Here is a 17617-nt window from a genome sequence, read left to right as displayed (position 1 = left end):
TTCAGGTCGCTGATAAGCTGCTGGGGGAACTGACAGGATGAGCACCACACCGTTAACGCTTTCTATTGCCGGGCAACCGACGCCCATCACCCTGCCGCAGGTGCCGGGAAGCCGGGGCCACGTGGGGGTCGACATACGCGAGCTGAATCAGTCCGGATTCTGCAGCTACGACCCCGGCTTCGCCAACACCGCCGGATGCCAGTCGGCGATCTCGTGGATCGATACGGAAAACAGCGTGCTGCTGCACCGCGGCTATCCGGTGGACCAGCTGGCCCGCCAGTGTGATTTTCTCGAGGTGGCGTACATCATGCTGCGGGGCGACGCGCCGGATGAGGCCAGCTATCAAACGTTTCGCGAAACCATCACCCGCCATACCCTGGTGCATGAGCAGATAGCCCGCATGTGCAGTGGCTTTCGTCGCGATTCGCACCCGATGGCGCTGATGTGCGCCCTGGTGGGGGCGCTGGCGGCGTTCTATCATGATGTCCTGGATGTGGAAAATCCGGAGCACCGGGCGCTGGCCGCCACGCGGCTGCTGTCGAAAATGCCCACTATCGCCGCCATGAGCTACAAGTACACCATTGAACAACCCGCCGCGTATCCGCGCAACGATCTCTCCTATGCCGGCAATTTCCTGCAGATGCTGTTTGCTATCCCGGCCGAGAAGTACGTCCTCAATCCGGTCATCGAGCAGGCGATGAACCAGATCCTGGTCCTGCATGCCGATCACGGGCAGTGCGCCTCCACCACCACGGTGCGCGCGGCGGGCTCCTCCGGGGCGAACTTATTCGCCTGCGTCGCCGCCGGGCTAGCGTCGCTGTGGGGACCGATGCACGGCGGCGCCAATGAGTCGAGCATGCGGATGCTGGAAGAGATTGAAAGCGTCGATCAGGTTCCGGCGTTTCTGCGCCAGGCAAAACGCGACCCGCAGGCATTTCGCCGCCTCGGTTTTGGCAACTCACGCTACCGTCACCGCGACCCGCGCGCCGATATCCTGCGTGAAACCAGCCATCGGGTACTGGCGGAGGTAGGAATGTCCGACCGTCTGCTGCAGGTGGCGATGGCCCTTGAGGACGTGGCGCTGACCGACCCCTACTTTGTGGAAAATGGCCTGTCGCCGAGCGTGGATTTTTATACCGCGGTGATCCTCAAGGCGATGAATCTGCCTTCGTCGATGTTTGCGGTGGTCACCGCCGTCGGACGGACGGTCGGCTGGGTGGCGCACTGGAACGAGATGCACCAGGCGCCGCTGACCATCTACCGGCCACGGCAGATTTATGTTGGCGAGGACTATCGGAATTACGTCTCACGGCGCGGCGAGCCGCCTGCTAACCCAAGGTAATGCCTTACGGGCAGGAGGTGCGCGGCGTCTTCCTGCCCTGGCGGCATGTCACTCAGAGGTGCCGGGAGAGCAGGTAGTGCTCAACGGCGGTATATTCGGTGAGTCGGGTATACAGCGTCAGCAAGGCGCTTATAAATGCGTTAACCTCACCGACCTGCGGCCCGGCGGTGGTGAGTAACGGCTGCAGCGTAGCCCTTAGCTGTTCCAGGTCGGGCTTCAGCACATAGGGAATATGCAGCGTGCAGAGCAGGGCCTCGGCCTGATGATAATCGTGGCGAGACGGGAGCGTCTCGTCGGCGTTAAGCCAGCTCAGGATCATCAGCATGAGGCGATCTTTAGCGTAGAGATACGATTTCATGGCCAGTCTCCTGTCGATAGTGGCGCAATACCATTCCCTGAACTTTAGTGACCAATTCCACGTTATTTTTTACCGCCAGCTTGCTGAGCACGCGTGAACGATAATAGTAGACCCGTTTGATCGTGAGCTGCATGGTGCTGGCCACGTGGCACAACGGCATCCCCCCCATCAGCAGGCTGATTAAAAAGGTCTCCTTACGGGTCAGGTTATAGCTGTCCGGGATCGCGATATAAAGTTTGTTTGCCGGCGGGGATGACCGTAGCGGCCAGCGGGCCAGCGCCGCGCTGAGCCCGGCAAAGCAGGTAATAAACTCCGCGCCGACCACGATGGCCAGGCTGCTTTCCAGTTCGCTCAGCGTGTAGCCAGGCCTGGTAAAAAGAAAGATACGGAGCAGGGGATTAAATGCTTTTAGGCTCAGTGCGACCTGCAGCACTTCGATGCTGGCGCGGCTGTAATCGATCAGGATGGTGCTTAACCGGGCACCGGCATCGGTCGCAAAAAAAGTATAAAACATCTCACTCTGCCCGCTAAATGGGTAACAGATCAATTCTTTAATATCCAGAGGCTTGCTGTGGGGCTCATTAATATACGCCTTCAGCGCAATATTAAAATATTCTGAATCCGTAATGCAGATCAACATAATGACCTCCTGGCATAAATACAGCTGTGCATGCTGTCCTGCTTGATTCGACAATTTACTGTAGGTATTAAAGATCAAAAATAACATACTCCCTGCGGTGTGAATCCAGGGGGGAGGGTGCAGGAGGATAATGGCGATAATCAGGGTGAGATAGGTAGATCGCATTTTTTAGATGTTTTCAATGAAATAAAAAATAAAAATTTCTCTTAATTTTCAGGTTGTTGTGTTTTTATTTGTGTTTTTTGTTTTTATTTATTCGCATGACTTTAAGACTATTCTATAAAAATAAGAAACTGTCCTGGTGGTGAGTTTGAATAATAAATGACGAAATGAGTAGGATGTCAGTGCAAGGAAGGGGTTAAAAGATAACCGGCTAATCCAATAGGCTGAGTATTAATAAATTGTACGTAGAAAGTACGCCAGGGGTATTTCCTGAACGATCCTACCATAAGCGTGGTGATGAGGAGTGATTATGAAAAAATATAGCAAAGGAACGGCATCTTTCGTCGCGATGATGATGCTTTCTCCGGTAGCGGCGCAGGCTGCTGATGGCAAAGTCACCTTTAATGGTGAAGTCATCGAAAATACCTGTACGGTAGTGAATAAAGACAAGACGGTGACTCTGCCGACGGTCCAGCGTTCGGCGCTCAGCAGTGCGGGCGAGACGGCGGGCGTCGTTCCCTTCACCATCGATCTGATGAGCTGTACCCCGGGATCCGATGTCTCGGTGTACTTCGAGAAGGATCAATTCGTTTCCACGGAGGGGCGACTAAAAAACACTCTGTCTGACGGCACGGAAGCAGAAAATGTCGATGTGGAGCTGCTGAACACCCGGTTTACGGCGATTAACCTCGCGGAGAGCCCGACGATTGCTGCGGACGGCACCGTTGCCCGCCCTTCGGTGATCCCGGTGGCGGTCGCTGAGCAGGATGGTTCCGCTTCGCTGCCTTTCTACGCCCGCTACTATGCGACCGACGCCGCTACGGCTGGAAAAGTCGCGACCTACGTTAACTTTACGGTGGTCTATCCGTAAACCCAGTCCACGGCCCCGATCAGGGGCCGTTTATCCACCCGGCAAGGAGGAGGTGAATATGCGGCGTATGGTTCTGGCATGGCTGCTTTCCAGCATTTTACCCTCGGCGGACGCCAGCATGGTTATTGACGGCACACGGATCGTTTTTCCCGGCGACAAAAAAGAGATCGCGGTCAGGGCCACCAATGTGGGGGAGACGCCGTCGCTGACCCAGGTCTGGGTCGACGATGGCCGCGTGCAAAATCGACCGGAAAAAGATTCGGCGCCGTTTATTGTGCTGCCGCCGATTGTGCGCATTGAGCCGGGAAAAGGCCAAAGCTGGCGCCTGGTGTTCAACGGCAGCCTTCTGCCCCAGGATCGGGAATCGCTATTCTGGTTCAATCTGCTGGACATCCCGCCTGAGCCGAAAAACGGCACGGCAATCAATTATCTGCAACTCGCGATACGGTCGCGCATCAAGCTGTTTTACCGTCCGGCAGGCGTGGCGGCGGACAAAATAGCGCCGGACAAAGCACTGAGCTGGGCGCTGGCTCCCGCAGGCGGTGGTCTGCGGGTGAGTAATGCCTCATCGCGCTATATCACCATCGACAGCATCACCCTTAACGGACAAAAACAGTCCGCTGGCATGGTCGCCCCTTTTTCCTCGCTGGTTATCACGCCTAAAGGGGCCGCGCTGCACATGCTGCCAGCGAGATTCAGCTTCACCACCATCAATGATTACGGCGCAGTAGTGAATCATAATTATCCTCAGTAAGGACATTATTATGAAACTCAGGGAGATCAAGTTTGGGTTAATGCTCCTCCTACCCTGGCAAGAGGCATGGGCGGCAGAAGCGTTTAGTTTTAACCGTGCCCATTTGCACGGCGCCGCGCCGGTTGATCTCCAGAAATATCAATACGGTAATCCGCTGCACCCCGGACAGTATCGCAGCCTCCTCTCGGTGAATGGCCGGGACATGGCGGAAGAGACGTTTGTTATCCAGGAATACGATGGCCAGCTCGAGCCCTGCATCTCGCCCTCGCTGTTCGACGCCCTGCAGCTGAAGGACGCTCAATGGCCGGCGGCGGCCACCTGCCTGCGCTTTGCGCAAATCGATAAGGCGATTGCCTGGGAGTATGACAGCGGAGAAAATGTCCTGCGGGTGAATATGCCCCAGGCGCTGCTGCAATCCCCTTATCGCGGGGCGGTGAATCTGAAGAAGGTAGACAGCGGCGTGCCCGCCGCGGTGCTGCGCTATCAGGCCAACAGCTATCAGAGCATCGTCGACGGGGATAGCAGCAGCCATCATTACCTCGGCCTGGATGCCAGCCTGCGCGCCTTTGGCTGGCGGTTACATCACCAGTCCAGCTACCAGGCTCAGGCCGGGGATAAGCATTGGGATAGCATCGCCACCTGGGCAGAGAGAAGTCTGGTGAACTGGGCTTCCACCTTACGGCTGGGTCAGGGGTGGACCGACGGGACCTTCTTTGACAGCGTCAGTTTTATCGGCGGCAGGCTGGCCACCGATGTCCGCATGCTGCCGGGCTCCCGTCGCGGCTTTGCGCCGTCGATCAGCGGGGTGGCGCGCACTAATGCTCGCGTGACGGTCACCCAGAACGGTGCCCTGTTGTACGAGGCAACGGTTCCGCCGGGTAAGTTCACCTTCGACGATCTCTATCCCACCAACGCCGGCGGCGATTTACAGGTGACGATCCATGAGGCGGACGGCAGTCAGGACACCTTTACCGTGCCTTACGCTGTGCTACCTGGTCTGGTGCGGGCCGGCGCCGTCTATTATGACCTGTCGCTGGGCTATCTGGATGAGAACGGGATCGCCGGGCGGCCGGGATTTGGCGAAGCAACGGTGCAGTACGGCTTCAATGATTATGTCAGCGGCTACACCGGGGCCAACGCGACGACGGATTATTACTCGACGCTGGTCGGCAGCGCCTTCAACACTTACTGGGGGGCGCTGGCGGTCGATCTTTCTCGTTCTGCGGCCAGGGGCAGGGAACGCGGCTGGCAGGAGGGCTATCGCTGGCGGGTGTCCGCATCAAAATCCTTCTCCTCTGACACGCGAATGCTGGTGTCGATGAGCCACAGCAACGACGGCAACTATCGATCCATTCGCGATGCCGCCTGGGAGCATGACAGTCATCCCAATGACTGGCGGGAGATGACGCGCTACAGCGCGACATTGTCCCAGCAGGCAGGTAGCGGCAGTCTGTCGTTTAACGGAATATGGAGTGAGGACGTCCGCCGCCACCGCTGGCGCTCCTATCAGCTGGGGTACGCCAATCGTTATGGTCGGCTCAATTACTATCTGTACGCCCAGCAGAGTCAGGATATACATCACCGCAATAATCAGGTGGTGGGGGCCTCTTTCTCGCTGACGTTCGGCCCGGCGGGCAGCCTGACCACCCGCTTTAACCACGATAAGAACTACGGCAGCCAGCTGCAGTCCAGCTATACCGGCAGCGCTGGCGCTAAAAACGCCTTCAGCTACGGCCTGACAGCCAGCTACGACATGCCGCGGCAGAACCCGCATGAAGCCAGCGTGGGGGCCAACGGTAATCTGCGGACGGATTATGCGTACCTGAATGCCAGCGCCAGCGCGGGTCGACATCAGCAGCAGTATTCGCTGGGGGCATCGGGTGCCCTGGTGGCGCATCAGGGCGGAATGACCGCCACCCCCGAGCTGGGTGAGACCTTTGCGATTGTGGAAGCGCCCGGCGCGGCGGGGGCCAGGGTGGCGAACCGCCTCGGACAGCCGATTAATCGCCAGGGTTTCACGATTATCCCTTACCTCGATCCCTTTACCGATAACTGGCTCGATCTCGATCCGCAGGGCATGAACGACCATGTGGAGATCGTTTCCAGCAGCACGACGGTGGTGCCCGATTCGGGCGCTGCGGTGAAGGTAAAATTTGTCACGCGCACCGGCTACCCGTGGTTTGCCCACGTCACGCTGTCCGATGGCGCGGCGCCGCCACTGGGCGCGGAAGTATTAGACGACAGCGACCAGGCGATTGGCGCTGTCGGTCAGGGCGGGCTGCTGTATGCCCGGGTGCCGCAGGTCCGCGGTAGCGTCTCGGTAGTCTGGGGGGAACGCAGCGCGCAGCGCTGCCGGTTGGACTATGCCATCCACGGCGAGGCGGCGCAGCAGGATAGCAGAGGTACGCCGCACCAGGTCTGCCGTCCCGGATTAAAGGAGAAATAATATGAAAAAAATCATCGCATCAGGGGGAGCCCTCTTACTGGCCTGGGGCTATTGCGCCTCGCCGTCGGCGGCGTGCCAGATGGTGAGTGGTAAAACTATCGAGTATTCGGTCAACGTCAGCCAGGCCAGTATCAACCTTGACGTCAGCAATCGCCCCGTCGGCTCCCTGCTGTACAGTTACGGCGGGATGATAATCACCAATAATGAGCGCTGGGAGATCGCCTGCAGCGGCAGCGAGTCCGGCGGGTTTCAGAGCATTGGCGGCTCCCGGGTCGGCCCGGCGGGAAACGGCAAGCCGGGGGATATCTATAGCATCGACCGCCTGCCGGGCATCGGCTACAGCTTTCAGATGGGGGAACAGGATGGCATTAATTTCGATCCCCTGTTCACGGCCTGGCCTTCCGCGCCGGTATTTTCCGGCCAGCGCGCATTTCAGGCGGAAAATAAAAAACCGACCATCTATTTCTGGCGTATTGCCGACAACGGCGGCCTGCCGCCGCCAGGCGAGTATTGTCTTAACGATTACCTCGGCGATATTTTTCTGGGCGGCGTGCAGGCGATGCGTTTTAGCGTCAGCGGGCTCTGTATCCATATCAAATCGCCCACCTGCAAGATTACAGACGACAGTAAAAATATTAACGTCTTCCTCGGGCGGCATAATAAAACGGCGTTTACCGGACTCAACAGCACTACCGCCCCGATCCCCTTTAACATCAACCTGACGGAGTGTGAAAATGTCGGCAGCGTGTTTATGCAGTTTAACGCGACGGCGGACAGCGCCATGGCCGCCAACGAGGTGATTAAAATCGATGACCAACCTGAAGGCGCATCCGGGCTCGGCGTGCAGATCCTCACCGCCGGCGGCGCGCTGGTGCCGCTAAACCAGGTGAGCCAGATCTGGTCCGGAAGCAAGGGTAGCCAGACGAATTACCGTTTTGCCTATCAGGCCCGTTATATCCAGACCCAACCATCGGTGACAGCGGGCGAGGCGAACGCCAGCGCGACCTTCGTGGTGACCTATAACTGATCGGCCTGACGGCGCGGCGCCGTCAGGCATGCGCCAGTAAAGGAAACATCAACTTCCTGTCTTTAAACAGGTTTTCCTTGTGGTCATAGACAAAGAGGATATCTTCTCCCTCAATCTTCTCGTACTCGCCGAGCCGGTCTTCATTGGGGGTAAAACCGAGGATAGCCTGGTAAACATGGTCATCGGCCAGCTCGTTGACCAGCGTCGACAGGCTTTTGCCCGTGTCGCAGAACAGGTCAAAGCAGATCAGCACCGGGCCGTTTTGCATGGCGATAACCACCGCCTCATTTTTTGCCGAATAGTAAACGAAATGCTTCATAAAGGCGGAGCAGTAAAACATCAGCAGGCCAAAGTTGTGCTCCACCCGCAGCGGTGAGAACGGGTTGGATTTTTCATAGTAATGGCGGAGCAGGGCGACATCGTCCGCGCGGTCCATATCCAGTTTGCGAAAATCACCGGCGCGCGGAGAGACCGGCATAATATATTGATGCTCTTCGCTGCGGGTGAAACCAAATTTGGGGTAAAAATCCACCGTGGTGGGATTGGCAAATAAAAAGAAGGCGTCCGCCTCCTGCTGCCAGTCCTGCAGGATGTGATGGATAAGCTGACCGGCTAGTCCCTTATTACGGTGGTCCGGTTCGGTCATCACGGTGCCAATCTGAATATAACGCCGGGGTTCGCCCTGCCAGCGCAGATCGATGATGTTGGCCGAGGCGTTAGCGATAATTTTATTACGTTCGACAAAGGCGTAGGGGATATAGGCGTCAGTCCAGTAACCTTGTTGATACCACTCTTCAAAAGACAGGTCGAAAGTCTTAACGGCAAGGTCAATGAAGCTTTTTCTTAATGTGTTATTTTCTCTGACTTGCTTCACTAATTGATAATTCATTGTCATAGTTCCTTCTCACTATGGCTTCTGAAAGCGACGACGTCGGCAAAGGCACTTGCGTCGAATGAGCGCTGTAAACGTAGCATATCTGGGAAAAGGATCCGCATTGGTGATGCTTAACCTTTGCCCGAGTCACAAATAACCGCATGCTGGCCATGTTAGACCGGGCGAAACGGCCTGTTTGCGTTGGCTATCGCCATAATAAAGCGTGAGTAAAAAGGCATTGAGCGAGAGGCTGAGGATAAGGTACTGGCGATTTTATCGGCAATCGGCCGCGTCGTAGAGGTTAGGTTTATTTATTTATGCACAAATCAGGAAATTTTACGCTAAGTGTCTAATACGAGAGTAACCCCAGCGCAAGGGCTGAAATTATCATGGAATCGGCTTATAATAACGCGCTTTGTGACTGAGTATTACCGCACGAATTGGAAAAATATAACCTGCAGGATCCGCTACTTTATTTCGCGGTTTTTGCTCAGCTATTATTGAGTGAATTAACAGGATTACTATGTCAAATTTACCCAAATTTTCCCGCGCGCTATTGCACCCGCGTTACTGGCTATTATGGCTGGGAATTGGCTTGTTATGGCTGCTGGTGCAATTACCGTATCCGGTGATCTACCGACTGGGCACGGCGCTCGGGCGGCTGGCAATGCGGGTGATGAAAAGTCGCGCGCGGATTGCCAGACGTAATCTGGAACTCTGTTTTCCCGCGATGAGCGTCGCCGAGCGTGAGGCGCTGCTGGTGAAAAACTTTGAATCGTTGGGCATGGGGCTGATGGAGACCGGCATGGCCTGGTTCTGGCCGACGCACCGGGTGGCGCGCTGGACCGAGACCAGCGGCGTGAACGAGGTGGTCGACCTCCTCGAACAAAAGCAGGGCATCTTACTGATCGGCATTCATTTTCTCACCCTCGAGATGGGGGCGCGGATGTATGGCATGTTTACCCCGGGCATCGGCGTCTACCGGCCCAATGATAACCCGCTGATTGACTGGCTGCAGACCTGGGGACGCTTGCGCTCGAACAAGACCATGCTGGATCGAAAAAATCTGAAAGGGATGGTCAGGGCGCTGAAAGAGGGGGAGATCCTCTGGTACGCGCCGGATCATGATTACGGCCCGGCCAGCAGCGTTTTTGCGCCGCTGTTTGCCGTCGAGCAGGCGGCGACCACCACCGGCACCTGGATGCTGGCGAAAATGTCCGGGGCGACGATTGTGCCGTTTGTTCCCCGACGCAAGCCCAACGGTAGGGGATATGAATTGATCTCCCTGACGCCGGAGCGCACGCCGCCGCTGGCAAGCGCCGAGGTGACGGCGGCGTGGATGAACCAGATTATCGAACAGTGCATCCTGATGGCGCCCGAGCAATATATGTGGCTGCACCGGCGTTTTAAGACCCGCCCGGAAGGGGTGCCGCCGCGTTACTAAACGCTGCGGCCGAAAAATCAGCGCATCGGTAGCACGCTTAGTAAATCGCCGTCTATACTGAAAGGGCCTGACTGAAGGCCTATTCCAAGGAGATTTTAGGATGAAAAAAGTGATAGTCGCGTTAGCCCTTTCAGCCGTTGCATTTGGCGCCTCCGCCGCGCAGTTGATCACCAAAGAAGAAGTGAAACACTTCAAACTGACCAAGGTCGGACCGATCTCGGTGGGGCCGTCCGGCGGTGAGTTCTCTTCGCCCTCCGATCTGCACGATCAGCTCTCTAAGCTGGCCGATGAGAAAGGCGGAAAGTACTACGTGATTACTGCTGCGCGTGAGCATGGCCCTAACTTTGAAGCCACAGCGGAAGTGTATAAATAATCGATTGTGCCGCTGCCGTAACGGCACGCCACTGACTGAGCCTGGAGCGCGTTACGCCTCCGGGCTTATTTTTTTTCCGCCGCCCGCGTTCCACCGGCTAAGCGACAGCGAAAACGCATTTTTATCGCTATATATAGTTTTGATGATCACGATGTTAATGAAATATTGCTTTTTATTGTCGCTAAAAGGCGAATTCCAGCCTAATGCCTGAGGGAGTGACCCCTGGCAAAAATAGGTAGGACAAATGTGTTATCATCGCGCCTTTCCCTTTTTGTCTGGGGCTTTCTTGTATGCTACAACCTGTTGTTCGCGTCGGTGAATGGCTGGTAACCCCCTCTGTAAACCAAATCAGCAGGAAGGGGCGCCAGCTTACCCTTGAACCGCGTTTAATCGATCTTCTGGTCTTTTTTGCTCGCCATCCGGGGGAAGTGCTTAGCCGGGACGAGCTTATCGAAAACGTCTGGACCCGGAACGTTGTGACCAGCCACGTCGTCACGCAGAGTATTTCCGAACTGCGCAAGTCGCTCAAAGACGGCGACGACGTTAGCCTTGAGTACATCGCGACGGTACCCAAACGGGGGTATAAGCTCACGGTGCCGGTGATCTGGTGCACCGAAGAGGGGGAGGAACTCGCCCCGCAGATGGAGGCGCTGACGCCTTCGCCATCGGTCGCCGCTCCCGCGCCGCCGGCTGCCGGTGCGCCGCCGGACGCGCCCATCTCCACCGCCGATCCCGCCGCGCCAGCTCCCGCGCCGACAGGTGCCAGCGCGCCGTCAGTGCGTAAACGGCTCACCACCGCCCTGGTGTGGGGGCTGTTTCTGCTGGCGCTGGGCACCTGCGTGGCGCTGGTGGCGCTGTCGAGCATGGAATCGCGTCCGCCGGTCAACAAGGCGCGCCTGCTACTCAACCCGCGCGATATCGATATCCACCTGGTCAATGGTAACTCCTGCACCAACTGGTCTTCGCAGCACTCCTACGCGGTCGGCCTGGCCAGCCTGATCACCACCTCGCTGAACACCTTCTCGACCTTTATGGTGCATGACAAAACAGACTACAACATCAATGAGCCGAGCAGTTCCGGTAAAACGCTGACCATTGAATTCGTCAATCAGCGCCACTACCGGGCGCAGCAATGCTTTATGTCGGTCCAGCTGGTGGATAACGCCGACAGCTCGACGATGCTCGATAAGCGCTACTTTGTGACCAATGACAACCAGCTCACCATCCAGAACGATCTGATGAACAGCCTGTCGGACGCGCTGGCGCAGCCGTGGCCGGCGCGAATGCAGGCGATGCTCAGGCAATATCAGCCCTCGCAAAGCGTGGCGTTAACCTATTTCTACCAGTCGCATCAGCTGTTAATGAAGGGCGATGTTGACTCATTAAGCAAGGCCAGCAGCCTGCTGGATGATGTGATTAAGCGGGCGCCTGATTTTATTTACGCGTATGCCGAAAAAACGCTGGTGGATGTATTACGCCATTCGCAACAGCCGCTGGATGATAAACAGCTGGCAGCCCTCTACAGCGAAGTTGAGCGGGTAGGGGAGATGCCGGGTATAAAAGATATGGCGATTTATTATCAAATAAACGCAGTAGATTTGCTGGGGAAAGGAAAAGTTGACGAAGCGAACACAGCGATTAACCATGCGATCGATTTAGAGATGTCGTGGCTGAATTATGTGCTGTTAGGCAAAGTCTATGAGATGAAAGGTGAGAACCGGCTGGCAGCGGATTCTTACATTACGGCGTTTAATTTACGACCCGGTGGAGACACATTGTACTGGATTGAAAATGGAGTTTTCCAGACGTCGGTCAACCGGGTTGTTCCGTATCTCGATAATTTCCTCTCTTCAGAATAAGTAAACCCTCATCATGTGAAAGGTTTTTGGCATGATGAGGTTAAATTTATGTTTCTCATGAAGCCTCCTGTTGTTATTTATATTTAGCATTCAGGAGGCCTTGAATAACAGTTCGGTAACACACCGCCTATCATCTAAGTTCATGTAAAACAACAATGTTTATCTTTTTCTGACACCCTGTTGTCATGTTTATATGTTAAGCGAAAAAGGTCAAAATATCATTTGTCTGATGTTTGTTGTTATTTCACTTTATCTTTAGGACTTATCTCGTACAAATCAGTAATCTTGTTGGCAGTTGGTCGGGTCAATTAATGGTTCTGTATCATGATCTGTACCTCCCAAATAAACTTAGGAGAAAAACAACCATGAGTTCTGCCAAGAAGATCGGGCTATTTGCCTGTACCGGTGTCGTCGCCGGTAATATGATGGGGAGCGGTATTGCATTATTACCTGCGAACTTGGCCAGCATCGGTGGTATTGCCATTTGGGGCTGGGTAATTTCAATTATTGGTGCGATGTCTCTGGCTTATGTTTATGCCCGACTGGCCACTAAAAACCCGCAGCAGGGTGGTCCCATTGCTTACGCAGGGGAAATATCTCCGGCATTCGGTTTCCAGACCGGTGTACTTTATTATCACGCAAACTGGATTGGTAACCTGGCTATCGGGATTACCGCAGTTTCTTATCTGTCTACGTTCTTCCCTATTTTAAATAACCCGGTGCCAGCAGGGATTGCCTGTATTGCCATCGTGTGGATCTTTACTTTCGTTAATATGCTCGGCGGGACCTGGGTCAGCCGTCTGACCACCATTGGTCTGGTGCTGGTGCTTATTCCGGTAGTCATGACCGCGGTCGTCGGCTGGCACTGGTTTGATGTCGCTACCTATCAGGCGAACTGGAACACCTCCAGCACCACCGATAGCCACGCGGTCATCAAAAGTATCCTGCTCTGCCTGTGGGCCTTCGTTGGCGTAGAATCCGCCGCCGTGAGTACCGGGATGGTGAAAAACCCGAAACGTACCGTGCCGCTGGCCACCATGCTGGGTACCGCGATGGCCGGTATCGTCTACATCGCCGCGACTCAGGTTATCGCCGGTATGTATCCTGCTTCTCAGATGGCAGCGTCCGGTGCGCCGTTCGCGATTAGCGCCTCCACCATCCTCGGCGGCTGGGCTGCGCCGATGGTATCCGCTTTCACCGCCTTCGCCTGCCTGACTTCTCTGGGCTCGTGGATGATGCTGGTTGGCCAGGCGGGTGTGCGTGCCGCCAACGATGGCAACTTCCCGAAAGTGTATGGCGAAGTCGATAGCAACGGTATCCCGAAAAAAGGCCTGCTGCTGGCCGCGGTGAAAATGACCGCGCTGATGGTGCTGATTACCCTGATGAACTCCGCCGGTGGTAAAGCCTCTGACCTGTTCGGCGAACTGACCGGTATCGCGGTACTGCTGACCATGCTGCCTTACTTCTACTCCTGTGTTGACCTGATTCGTTTCGAAGGCATCAACATCCGTAACTTCGTCAGCCTGATTTGTTCGGTACTGGGTTGCGTGTTCTGCTTCATCGCGCTGATGGGCGCAAGCTCCTTCGAACTGGCCGGCACCTTTATCGTTAGCCTGATTATCCTGATGTTCTACGGTCGCAAAATGCACCAGCGCCAGAGCAACGCATCGGATAGCAACAGCCCCGCTAACGCGCACTAATCAGTAACCCTTTTTCCTGAGGCTCCTTCCATCACCTGTCATAGCGCGACGGGAGGGGCTTTCTACATCTGGAGATTTGACTATGAACGTTATTGCAATCATGAATCACATGGGGGTTTACTTCAAAGAAGAACCCATCCGTGAACTGCATCGTGCTCTCGAACGCCTGGACTTCCGCATTGTCTACCCGAACGACCGTGACGACTTATTAAAACTGATCGAAAACAACTCTCGTCTGTGCGGCGTGATCTTCGACTGGGATAAATACAATCTCGAGCTGTGCGAAGAAATCAGCAAAATGAACGAGTACATGCCGCTGTATGCGTTCGCTAACACCTACTCCACGCTGGACGTTAGCCTGAACGATCTGCGCATGCAGGTTCGCTTCTTCGAATATGCGCTGGGCGCTGCGGAAGATATCGCGAACAAAATCAAACAGAACACTGACGAATACATCGACACCATTCTGCCGCCGCTGACCAAAGCGCTGTTCAAATATGTGCGTGAAGGCAAATACACCTTCTGTACCCCGGGCCACATGGGCGGTACCGCCTTCCAGAAAAGCCCGGTAGGCAGCATCTTCTACGATTTCTTTGGCTCCAACACCATGAAATCCGATATCTCGATTTCAGTTTCTGAACTGGGTTCCCTGCTGGACCACAGCGGCCCGCACAAAGAAGCGGAAGAGTATATCGCTCGCGTATTTAACGCCGAACGCAGCTACATGGTGACCAACGGCACCTCGACCGCCAACAAAATCGTCGGTATGTACTCCGCGCCGGCCGGCAGCACCGTGCTGATTGACCGTAACTGCCACAAATCGCTGACCCATCTGATGATGATGAGCGACATTACGCCGATCTACTTCCGTCCGACCCGTAACGCCTACGGCATCCTCGGCGGTATCCCGCAGAGCGAATTCCAGCACGCGACTATCGCCAAGCGTGTAAAAGAGACGCCGAACGCGACCTGGCCGGTACACGCCGTTATCACCAACTCGACTTACGATGGTCTGCTGTACAACACTGACTTCATCAAGAAAACCCTGGATGTGAAATCCATCCACTTTGACTCCGCATGGGTGCCTTACACCAACTTCTCGCCGATCTATGAAGGCAAATGCGGGATGAGCGGCGGCCGCGTCGAAGGGAAAGTGATTTACGAAACCCAGTCCACGCACAAACTGCTGGCGGCGTTCTCTCAGGCATCGATGATCCACGTGAAAGGCGATGTTAACGAAGAGACCTTTAACGAAGCCTACATGATGCATACCACCACCTCCCCGCACTACGGGATCGTGGCGTCCACCGAAACCGCGGCGGCGATGATGAAAGGCAACGCCGGTAAGCGCCTGATCGACGGCTCTATCGAACGCTCCATCAAGTTCCGTAAAGAGATCAAACGTCTGAAAGGCGAGTCTGACGGCTGGTTCTTCGACGTATGGCAGCCGGAACATATCGACGGTCCTGAATGCTGGCCGCTGCGCTCCGACAGCGCATGGCACGGTTTCAAAAACATCGACAACGAGCACATGTATCTCGACCCGATCAAAGTCACTCTGCTGACCCCGGGGATGAAGAAAGACGGCACCATGGATGAGTTCGGTATTCCGGCCAGCATCGTGGCGAAGTATCTCGACGAACACGGCATCGTGGTGGAGAAAACCGGTCCGTACAACCTGCTGTTCCTGTTCAGCATCGGTATCGACAAAACCAAAGCGCTGAGCCTGCTGCGTGCGCTGACCGACTTCAAACGCGCGTTCGACCTGAACCTGCGGGTGAAAAACATGTTGCCGTCGCTGTACCGTGAAGATCCTGAATTCTATGAAAACATGCGTATTCAGGACCTGGCGCAGAACATTCACAAACTGGTTGAGCATCACAACCTGCCGGACCTGATGTTCCGCGCGTTTGAAGTGCTGCCATCCATGGTGATGACCCCGTATGCCGCGTTCCAGAAAGAGCTGCACGGTCAGACGGAAGAAGTGTACCTCGAAGAGATGGTCGGCCGCGTCAATGCCAACATGATCCTGCCGTATCCTCCGGGAGTGCCGCTGGTCATGCCGGGTGAAATGATCACCGAAGAGAGCCGTCCGGTGCTGGAGTTCCTGCAGATGCTGTGCGAAATCGGCGCCCACTATCCGGGCTTCGAAACCGATATCCACGGCGCCTATCGTCAGGCGGATGGTCGTTACACCGTTAAAGTGCTGAAAGAAGAGAATAACAAGTAATAGACGCACATCAGGGAAGTGGCTTGCCACTTCCCTTTTTCACGCTGCAAGGAGAACACATGAAAACACCCTCACAGCCGCGCGCGATTTACTACATCGTTGCGATCCAGATCTGGGAGTACTTCAGCTTTTACGGCATGCGCGCCTTACTCATCCTCTACCTCACCCACCAGCTTGGCTTCGACGACAGCCACGCCATCAGCCTGTTCAGCGCTTACGCCTCTCTGGTTTACGTTACCCCTATTCTTGGCGGCTGGCTTGCCGACCGCCTGCTCGGCAACCGCACGGCGGTGATTGCCGGGGCGCTGTTGATGACCCTCGGCCACGTGGTGCTGGGCGTTGAGTCGACCTCCGCATGGAGCCTGTACGTCGCGCTGGCGATCATTATCTGCGGCTACGGCCTGTTCAAATCCAATATCAGCTGCCTGCTTGGCGAACTTTACGCCCACGACGATCCGCGTCGCGACGGCGGCTTCTCGCTGCTGTACGCCGCCGGCAACGTCGGCTCCATCGCCGCGCCCATCGCCTGCGGGCTGGCGGCTCAGTGGTACGGCTGGCATATCGGCTTCGCCCTGGCGGGGATCGGGATGTTCATCGGCCTGATGATTTTCTTAAGCGGCAGCCGCCACTTCCGGCATACCCGCGGCGTCGATAAACCGGCGCTGCGGGCGGTGAAATTCGTGCTGCCGACCTGGGGCTGGCTGCTGGTGATGCTCTGCCTGGCGCCGGTGTTCTTCACGCTGCTGCTGCAAAACAACTGGTCCGGCTATCTGCTGGCGGTCGTCTGCCTGTTCGCCGCCCAGATGGTGGCGCGGATCATGATCAAAGCCCCGGAGCATCGTCGCGCGCTGTGGCAGATCGTCCTGCTGATGCTTGCCGGGACGCTGTTCTGGGTGCTGGCGCAGCAGGGGGGAAGCTCGATTAGCCTGTTTATCGATCACTTTGTTAACCGCCGCCTGCTGAACTGGGACGTGCCGACGGCGCTGTTCCAGTCGGTTAACGCGGTGGCGGTGATGGCGGCCGGCGTGGCGCTGGCGTGGCTGATGCGCCCGGAAGGCAGCGCGCGTTCGGTGCTGCGCGTCTGGTTGAAATTCGCTTTTGGCCTGCTGCTGATGGGCGGCGGCTTTATGCTGCTGGCGCTCAACGCCCGCCACGGCGCCGCTGAGGGTCAGGCCTCGATGGGCATGATGGTCGCTGGACTGGCGATGATGGGCTTTGCCGAACTGTTTATCGACCCGGTCGCGATGGCGCAAATCACCCGCCTGAACATGCCCGGCGTCACCGGGGTATTGACCGGTATTTATATGCTGGCCACCGGCGCGGTGGCCAACTGGCTGGCCGGCGTGGTCGCCCAGCAGACCACCGAATCGCAAATCAGCGATACGGCGATTGCCGCCTATCAGCATTTCTTCTCGCAGATGGGGGAATGGACCCTCGGCTGCGTGGCGGTGATGGTGGTTATCGCCTTTGCCGCAGCCTGTAGCGTCGGCAAACGCCGCGCGGCGGCTGGCGAGCTTCCCGGCGGCGGCGCCTAGCC

Annotated in this window: 14 protein-coding genes; 11 read left to right on the top strand and 3 right to left on the bottom strand. The window is 56.2% G+C overall.

The genetic code is table 11. From position 1 onward, the window contains the following. Window positions 1-37 precede the first annotated feature (37 nt). Window positions 38-1342, top strand: coding sequence for a citrate synthase (locus ACOI6Z_RS10975; RefSeq protein WP_065812410.1), 1305 nt, complete (start codon window positions 38-40; stop codon window positions 1340-1342). Window positions 1343-1394: 52 nt separating this feature from the next. Here the strand turns inward: ACOI6Z_RS10975 and ACOI6Z_RS10970 are convergent, their stop codons facing one another. Together ACOI6Z_RS10970 and ACOI6Z_RS10965 are read right to left on the bottom strand one after the other, a co-directional pair. Further along, window positions 1395-1700 carry a hypothetical protein gene (locus ACOI6Z_RS10970; protein WP_044521373.1) on the bottom strand — a complete coding sequence of 102 codons (306 nt, stop codon included), beginning with the start codon at window positions 1698-1700 and terminating at the stop codon, window positions 1395-1397. After that, a complete protein-coding gene (locus ACOI6Z_RS10965; protein ID WP_048296915.1) occupies window positions 1678-2340 on the bottom strand; it encodes a LuxR C-terminal-related transcriptional regulator in 663 nt (220 codons plus the stop codon). The genes ACOI6Z_RS10970 and ACOI6Z_RS10965 overlap by 23 nt, the downstream gene beginning before the upstream one ends. 472 nt (window positions 2341-2812) lie before the next feature. Here ACOI6Z_RS10965 and ACOI6Z_RS10960 point away from each other — a divergent pair, with 472 nt between their 5' ends. From ACOI6Z_RS10960 to ACOI6Z_RS10945, 4 genes are read left to right on the top strand one after another with little or no spacing between them, the layout of a single operon-like run. Then, complete coding sequence (locus ACOI6Z_RS10960) at window positions 2813-3373, top strand: fimbrial protein (RefSeq protein WP_048296917.1); 561 nt, start codon at window positions 2813-2815, stop codon at window positions 3371-3373. Window positions 3374-3431: 58 nt separating this feature from the next. Next, window positions 3432-4127, top strand: coding sequence for a molecular chaperone (locus ACOI6Z_RS10955; RefSeq protein ID WP_064155181.1), 696 nt, complete (start codon window positions 3432-3434; stop codon window positions 4125-4127). A gap of 10 nt (window positions 4128-4137) precedes the next feature. Further along, on the top strand, window positions 4138-6573 hold the full coding sequence (locus tag ACOI6Z_RS10950) for a fimbria/pilus outer membrane usher protein (protein ID WP_064155180.1): 2436 nt from the start codon (window positions 4138-4140) through the stop codon (window positions 6571-6573). Between the two features lies 1 nt (window position 6574). Continuing rightward, the gene (locus tag ACOI6Z_RS10945) at window positions 6575-7600 is read left to right on the top strand and encodes a fimbrial protein (RefSeq protein ID WP_048296920.1); all 1026 of its coding nucleotides are present in this window, start codon (window positions 6575-6577) and stop codon (window positions 7598-7600) included. Between the two features lie 22 nt (window positions 7601-7622). Here the strand turns inward: ACOI6Z_RS10945 and ACOI6Z_RS10940 are convergent, their stop codons facing one another. Further along, entirely contained in the window at window positions 7623-8489 is an 867-nt protein-coding gene (locus ACOI6Z_RS10940; RefSeq protein ID WP_023288676.1) for a GNAT family N-acetyltransferase, read from the bottom strand. A gap of 508 nt (window positions 8490-8997) precedes the next feature. Between ACOI6Z_RS10940 and ACOI6Z_RS10935 the strand changes: the two genes are divergently transcribed. The 6 genes from ACOI6Z_RS10935 to dtpD all read left to right on the top strand — a co-directional run bounded on the left by ACOI6Z_RS10935 (window position 8998) and on the right by dtpD (window position 17615). Next, the gene (locus tag ACOI6Z_RS10935; RefSeq protein WP_023288677.1) at window positions 8998-9918 is read left to right on the top strand and encodes a Kdo(2)-lipid IV(A) acyltransferase; all 921 of its coding nucleotides are present in this window, start codon (window positions 8998-9000) and stop codon (window positions 9916-9918) included. Between the two features lie 100 nt (window positions 9919-10018). Then, window positions 10019-10291: a DUF1471 domain-containing protein gene (locus tag ACOI6Z_RS10930; protein ID WP_002892402.1), complete on the top strand. Its 273-nt coding sequence runs from the start codon at window positions 10019-10021 to the stop codon at window positions 10289-10291. Between the two features lie 290 nt (window positions 10292-10581). After that, complete coding sequence (cadC, locus tag ACOI6Z_RS10925) at window positions 10582-12150, top strand: lysine decarboxylation/transport transcriptional activator CadC (RefSeq protein ID WP_044521381.1); 1569 nt, start codon at window positions 10582-10584, stop codon at window positions 12148-12150. 365 nt (window positions 12151-12515) lie between these two features. Beyond that, the gene (cadB, locus tag ACOI6Z_RS10920) at window positions 12516-13850 is read left to right on the top strand and encodes a cadaverine/lysine antiporter (RefSeq protein WP_023288679.1); all 1335 of its coding nucleotides are present in this window, start codon (window positions 12516-12518) and stop codon (window positions 13848-13850) included. An 82-nt stretch (window positions 13851-13932) separates the two neighbouring features. Continuing rightward, entirely contained in the window at window positions 13933-16080 is a 2148-nt protein-coding gene (cadA, locus tag ACOI6Z_RS10915) for a lysine decarboxylase CadA (RefSeq protein WP_023288680.1), read from the top strand. 59 nt (window positions 16081-16139) lie between these two features. Beyond that, the gene (gene dtpD, locus ACOI6Z_RS10910) at window positions 16140-17615 is read left to right on the top strand and encodes a dipeptide permease DtpD (RefSeq protein ID WP_044521382.1); all 1476 of its coding nucleotides are present in this window, start codon (window positions 16140-16142) and stop codon (window positions 17613-17615) included. The last annotated feature ends 2 nt before the right edge of the window (window positions 17616-17617 follow it).

The sequence above is a fragment of the Klebsiella sp. C239 genome, from assembly GCF_048822715.1.
Classification (GTDB): domain Bacteria; phylum Pseudomonadota; class Gammaproteobacteria; order Enterobacterales; family Enterobacteriaceae; genus Klebsiella; species Klebsiella quasipneumoniae.
Note: the sequence above shows the minus strand (reverse complement) of the source record. Positions and strands in the feature narration are given on the sequence as shown.

What these genes read in the sequence shown, in the direction of transcription:
- ACOI6Z_RS10975 (WP_065812410.1), top strand. Translation starts at nt 38, where the DNA reads ATGAGCACCACACCGTTAACGCTTTCTATTGCCGGGCAACCGACGCCC.
- ACOI6Z_RS10970 (WP_044521373.1), bottom strand. Translation starts at nt 1,700, where the DNA reads ATGAAATCGTATCTCTACGCTAAAGATCGCCTCATGCTGATGATCCTG.
- ACOI6Z_RS10965 (WP_048296915.1), bottom strand. Translation starts at nt 2,340, where the DNA reads ATGTTGATCTGCATTACGGATTCAGAATATTTTAATATTGCGCTGAAG.
- ACOI6Z_RS10960 (WP_048296917.1), top strand. Translation starts at nt 2,813, where the DNA reads ATGAAAAAATATAGCAAAGGAACGGCATCTTTCGTCGCGATGATGATG.
- ACOI6Z_RS10955 (WP_064155181.1), top strand. Translation starts at nt 3,432, where the DNA reads ATGCGGCGTATGGTTCTGGCATGGCTGCTTTCCAGCATTTTACCCTCG.
- ACOI6Z_RS10950 (WP_064155180.1), top strand. Translation starts at nt 4,138, where the DNA reads ATGAAACTCAGGGAGATCAAGTTTGGGTTAATGCTCCTCCTACCCTGG.
- ACOI6Z_RS10945 (WP_048296920.1), top strand. Translation starts at nt 6,575, where the DNA reads ATGAAAAAAATCATCGCATCAGGGGGAGCCCTCTTACTGGCCTGGGGC.
- ACOI6Z_RS10940 (WP_023288676.1), bottom strand. Translation starts at nt 8,489, where the DNA reads ATGAATTATCAATTAGTGAAGCAAGTCAGAGAAAATAACACATTAAGA.
- ACOI6Z_RS10935 (WP_023288677.1), top strand. Translation starts at nt 8,998, where the DNA reads ATGTCAAATTTACCCAAATTTTCCCGCGCGCTATTGCACCCGCGTTAC.
- ACOI6Z_RS10930 (WP_002892402.1), top strand. Translation starts at nt 10,019, where the DNA reads ATGAAAAAAGTGATAGTCGCGTTAGCCCTTTCAGCCGTTGCATTTGGC.
- cadC (WP_044521381.1), top strand. Translation starts at nt 10,582, where the DNA reads ATGCTACAACCTGTTGTTCGCGTCGGTGAATGGCTGGTAACCCCCTCT.
- cadB (WP_023288679.1), top strand. Translation starts at nt 12,516, where the DNA reads ATGAGTTCTGCCAAGAAGATCGGGCTATTTGCCTGTACCGGTGTCGTC.
- cadA (WP_023288680.1), top strand. Translation starts at nt 13,933, where the DNA reads ATGAACGTTATTGCAATCATGAATCACATGGGGGTTTACTTCAAAGAA.
- dtpD (WP_044521382.1), top strand. Translation starts at nt 16,140, where the DNA reads ATGAAAACACCCTCACAGCCGCGCGCGATTTACTACATCGTTGCGATC.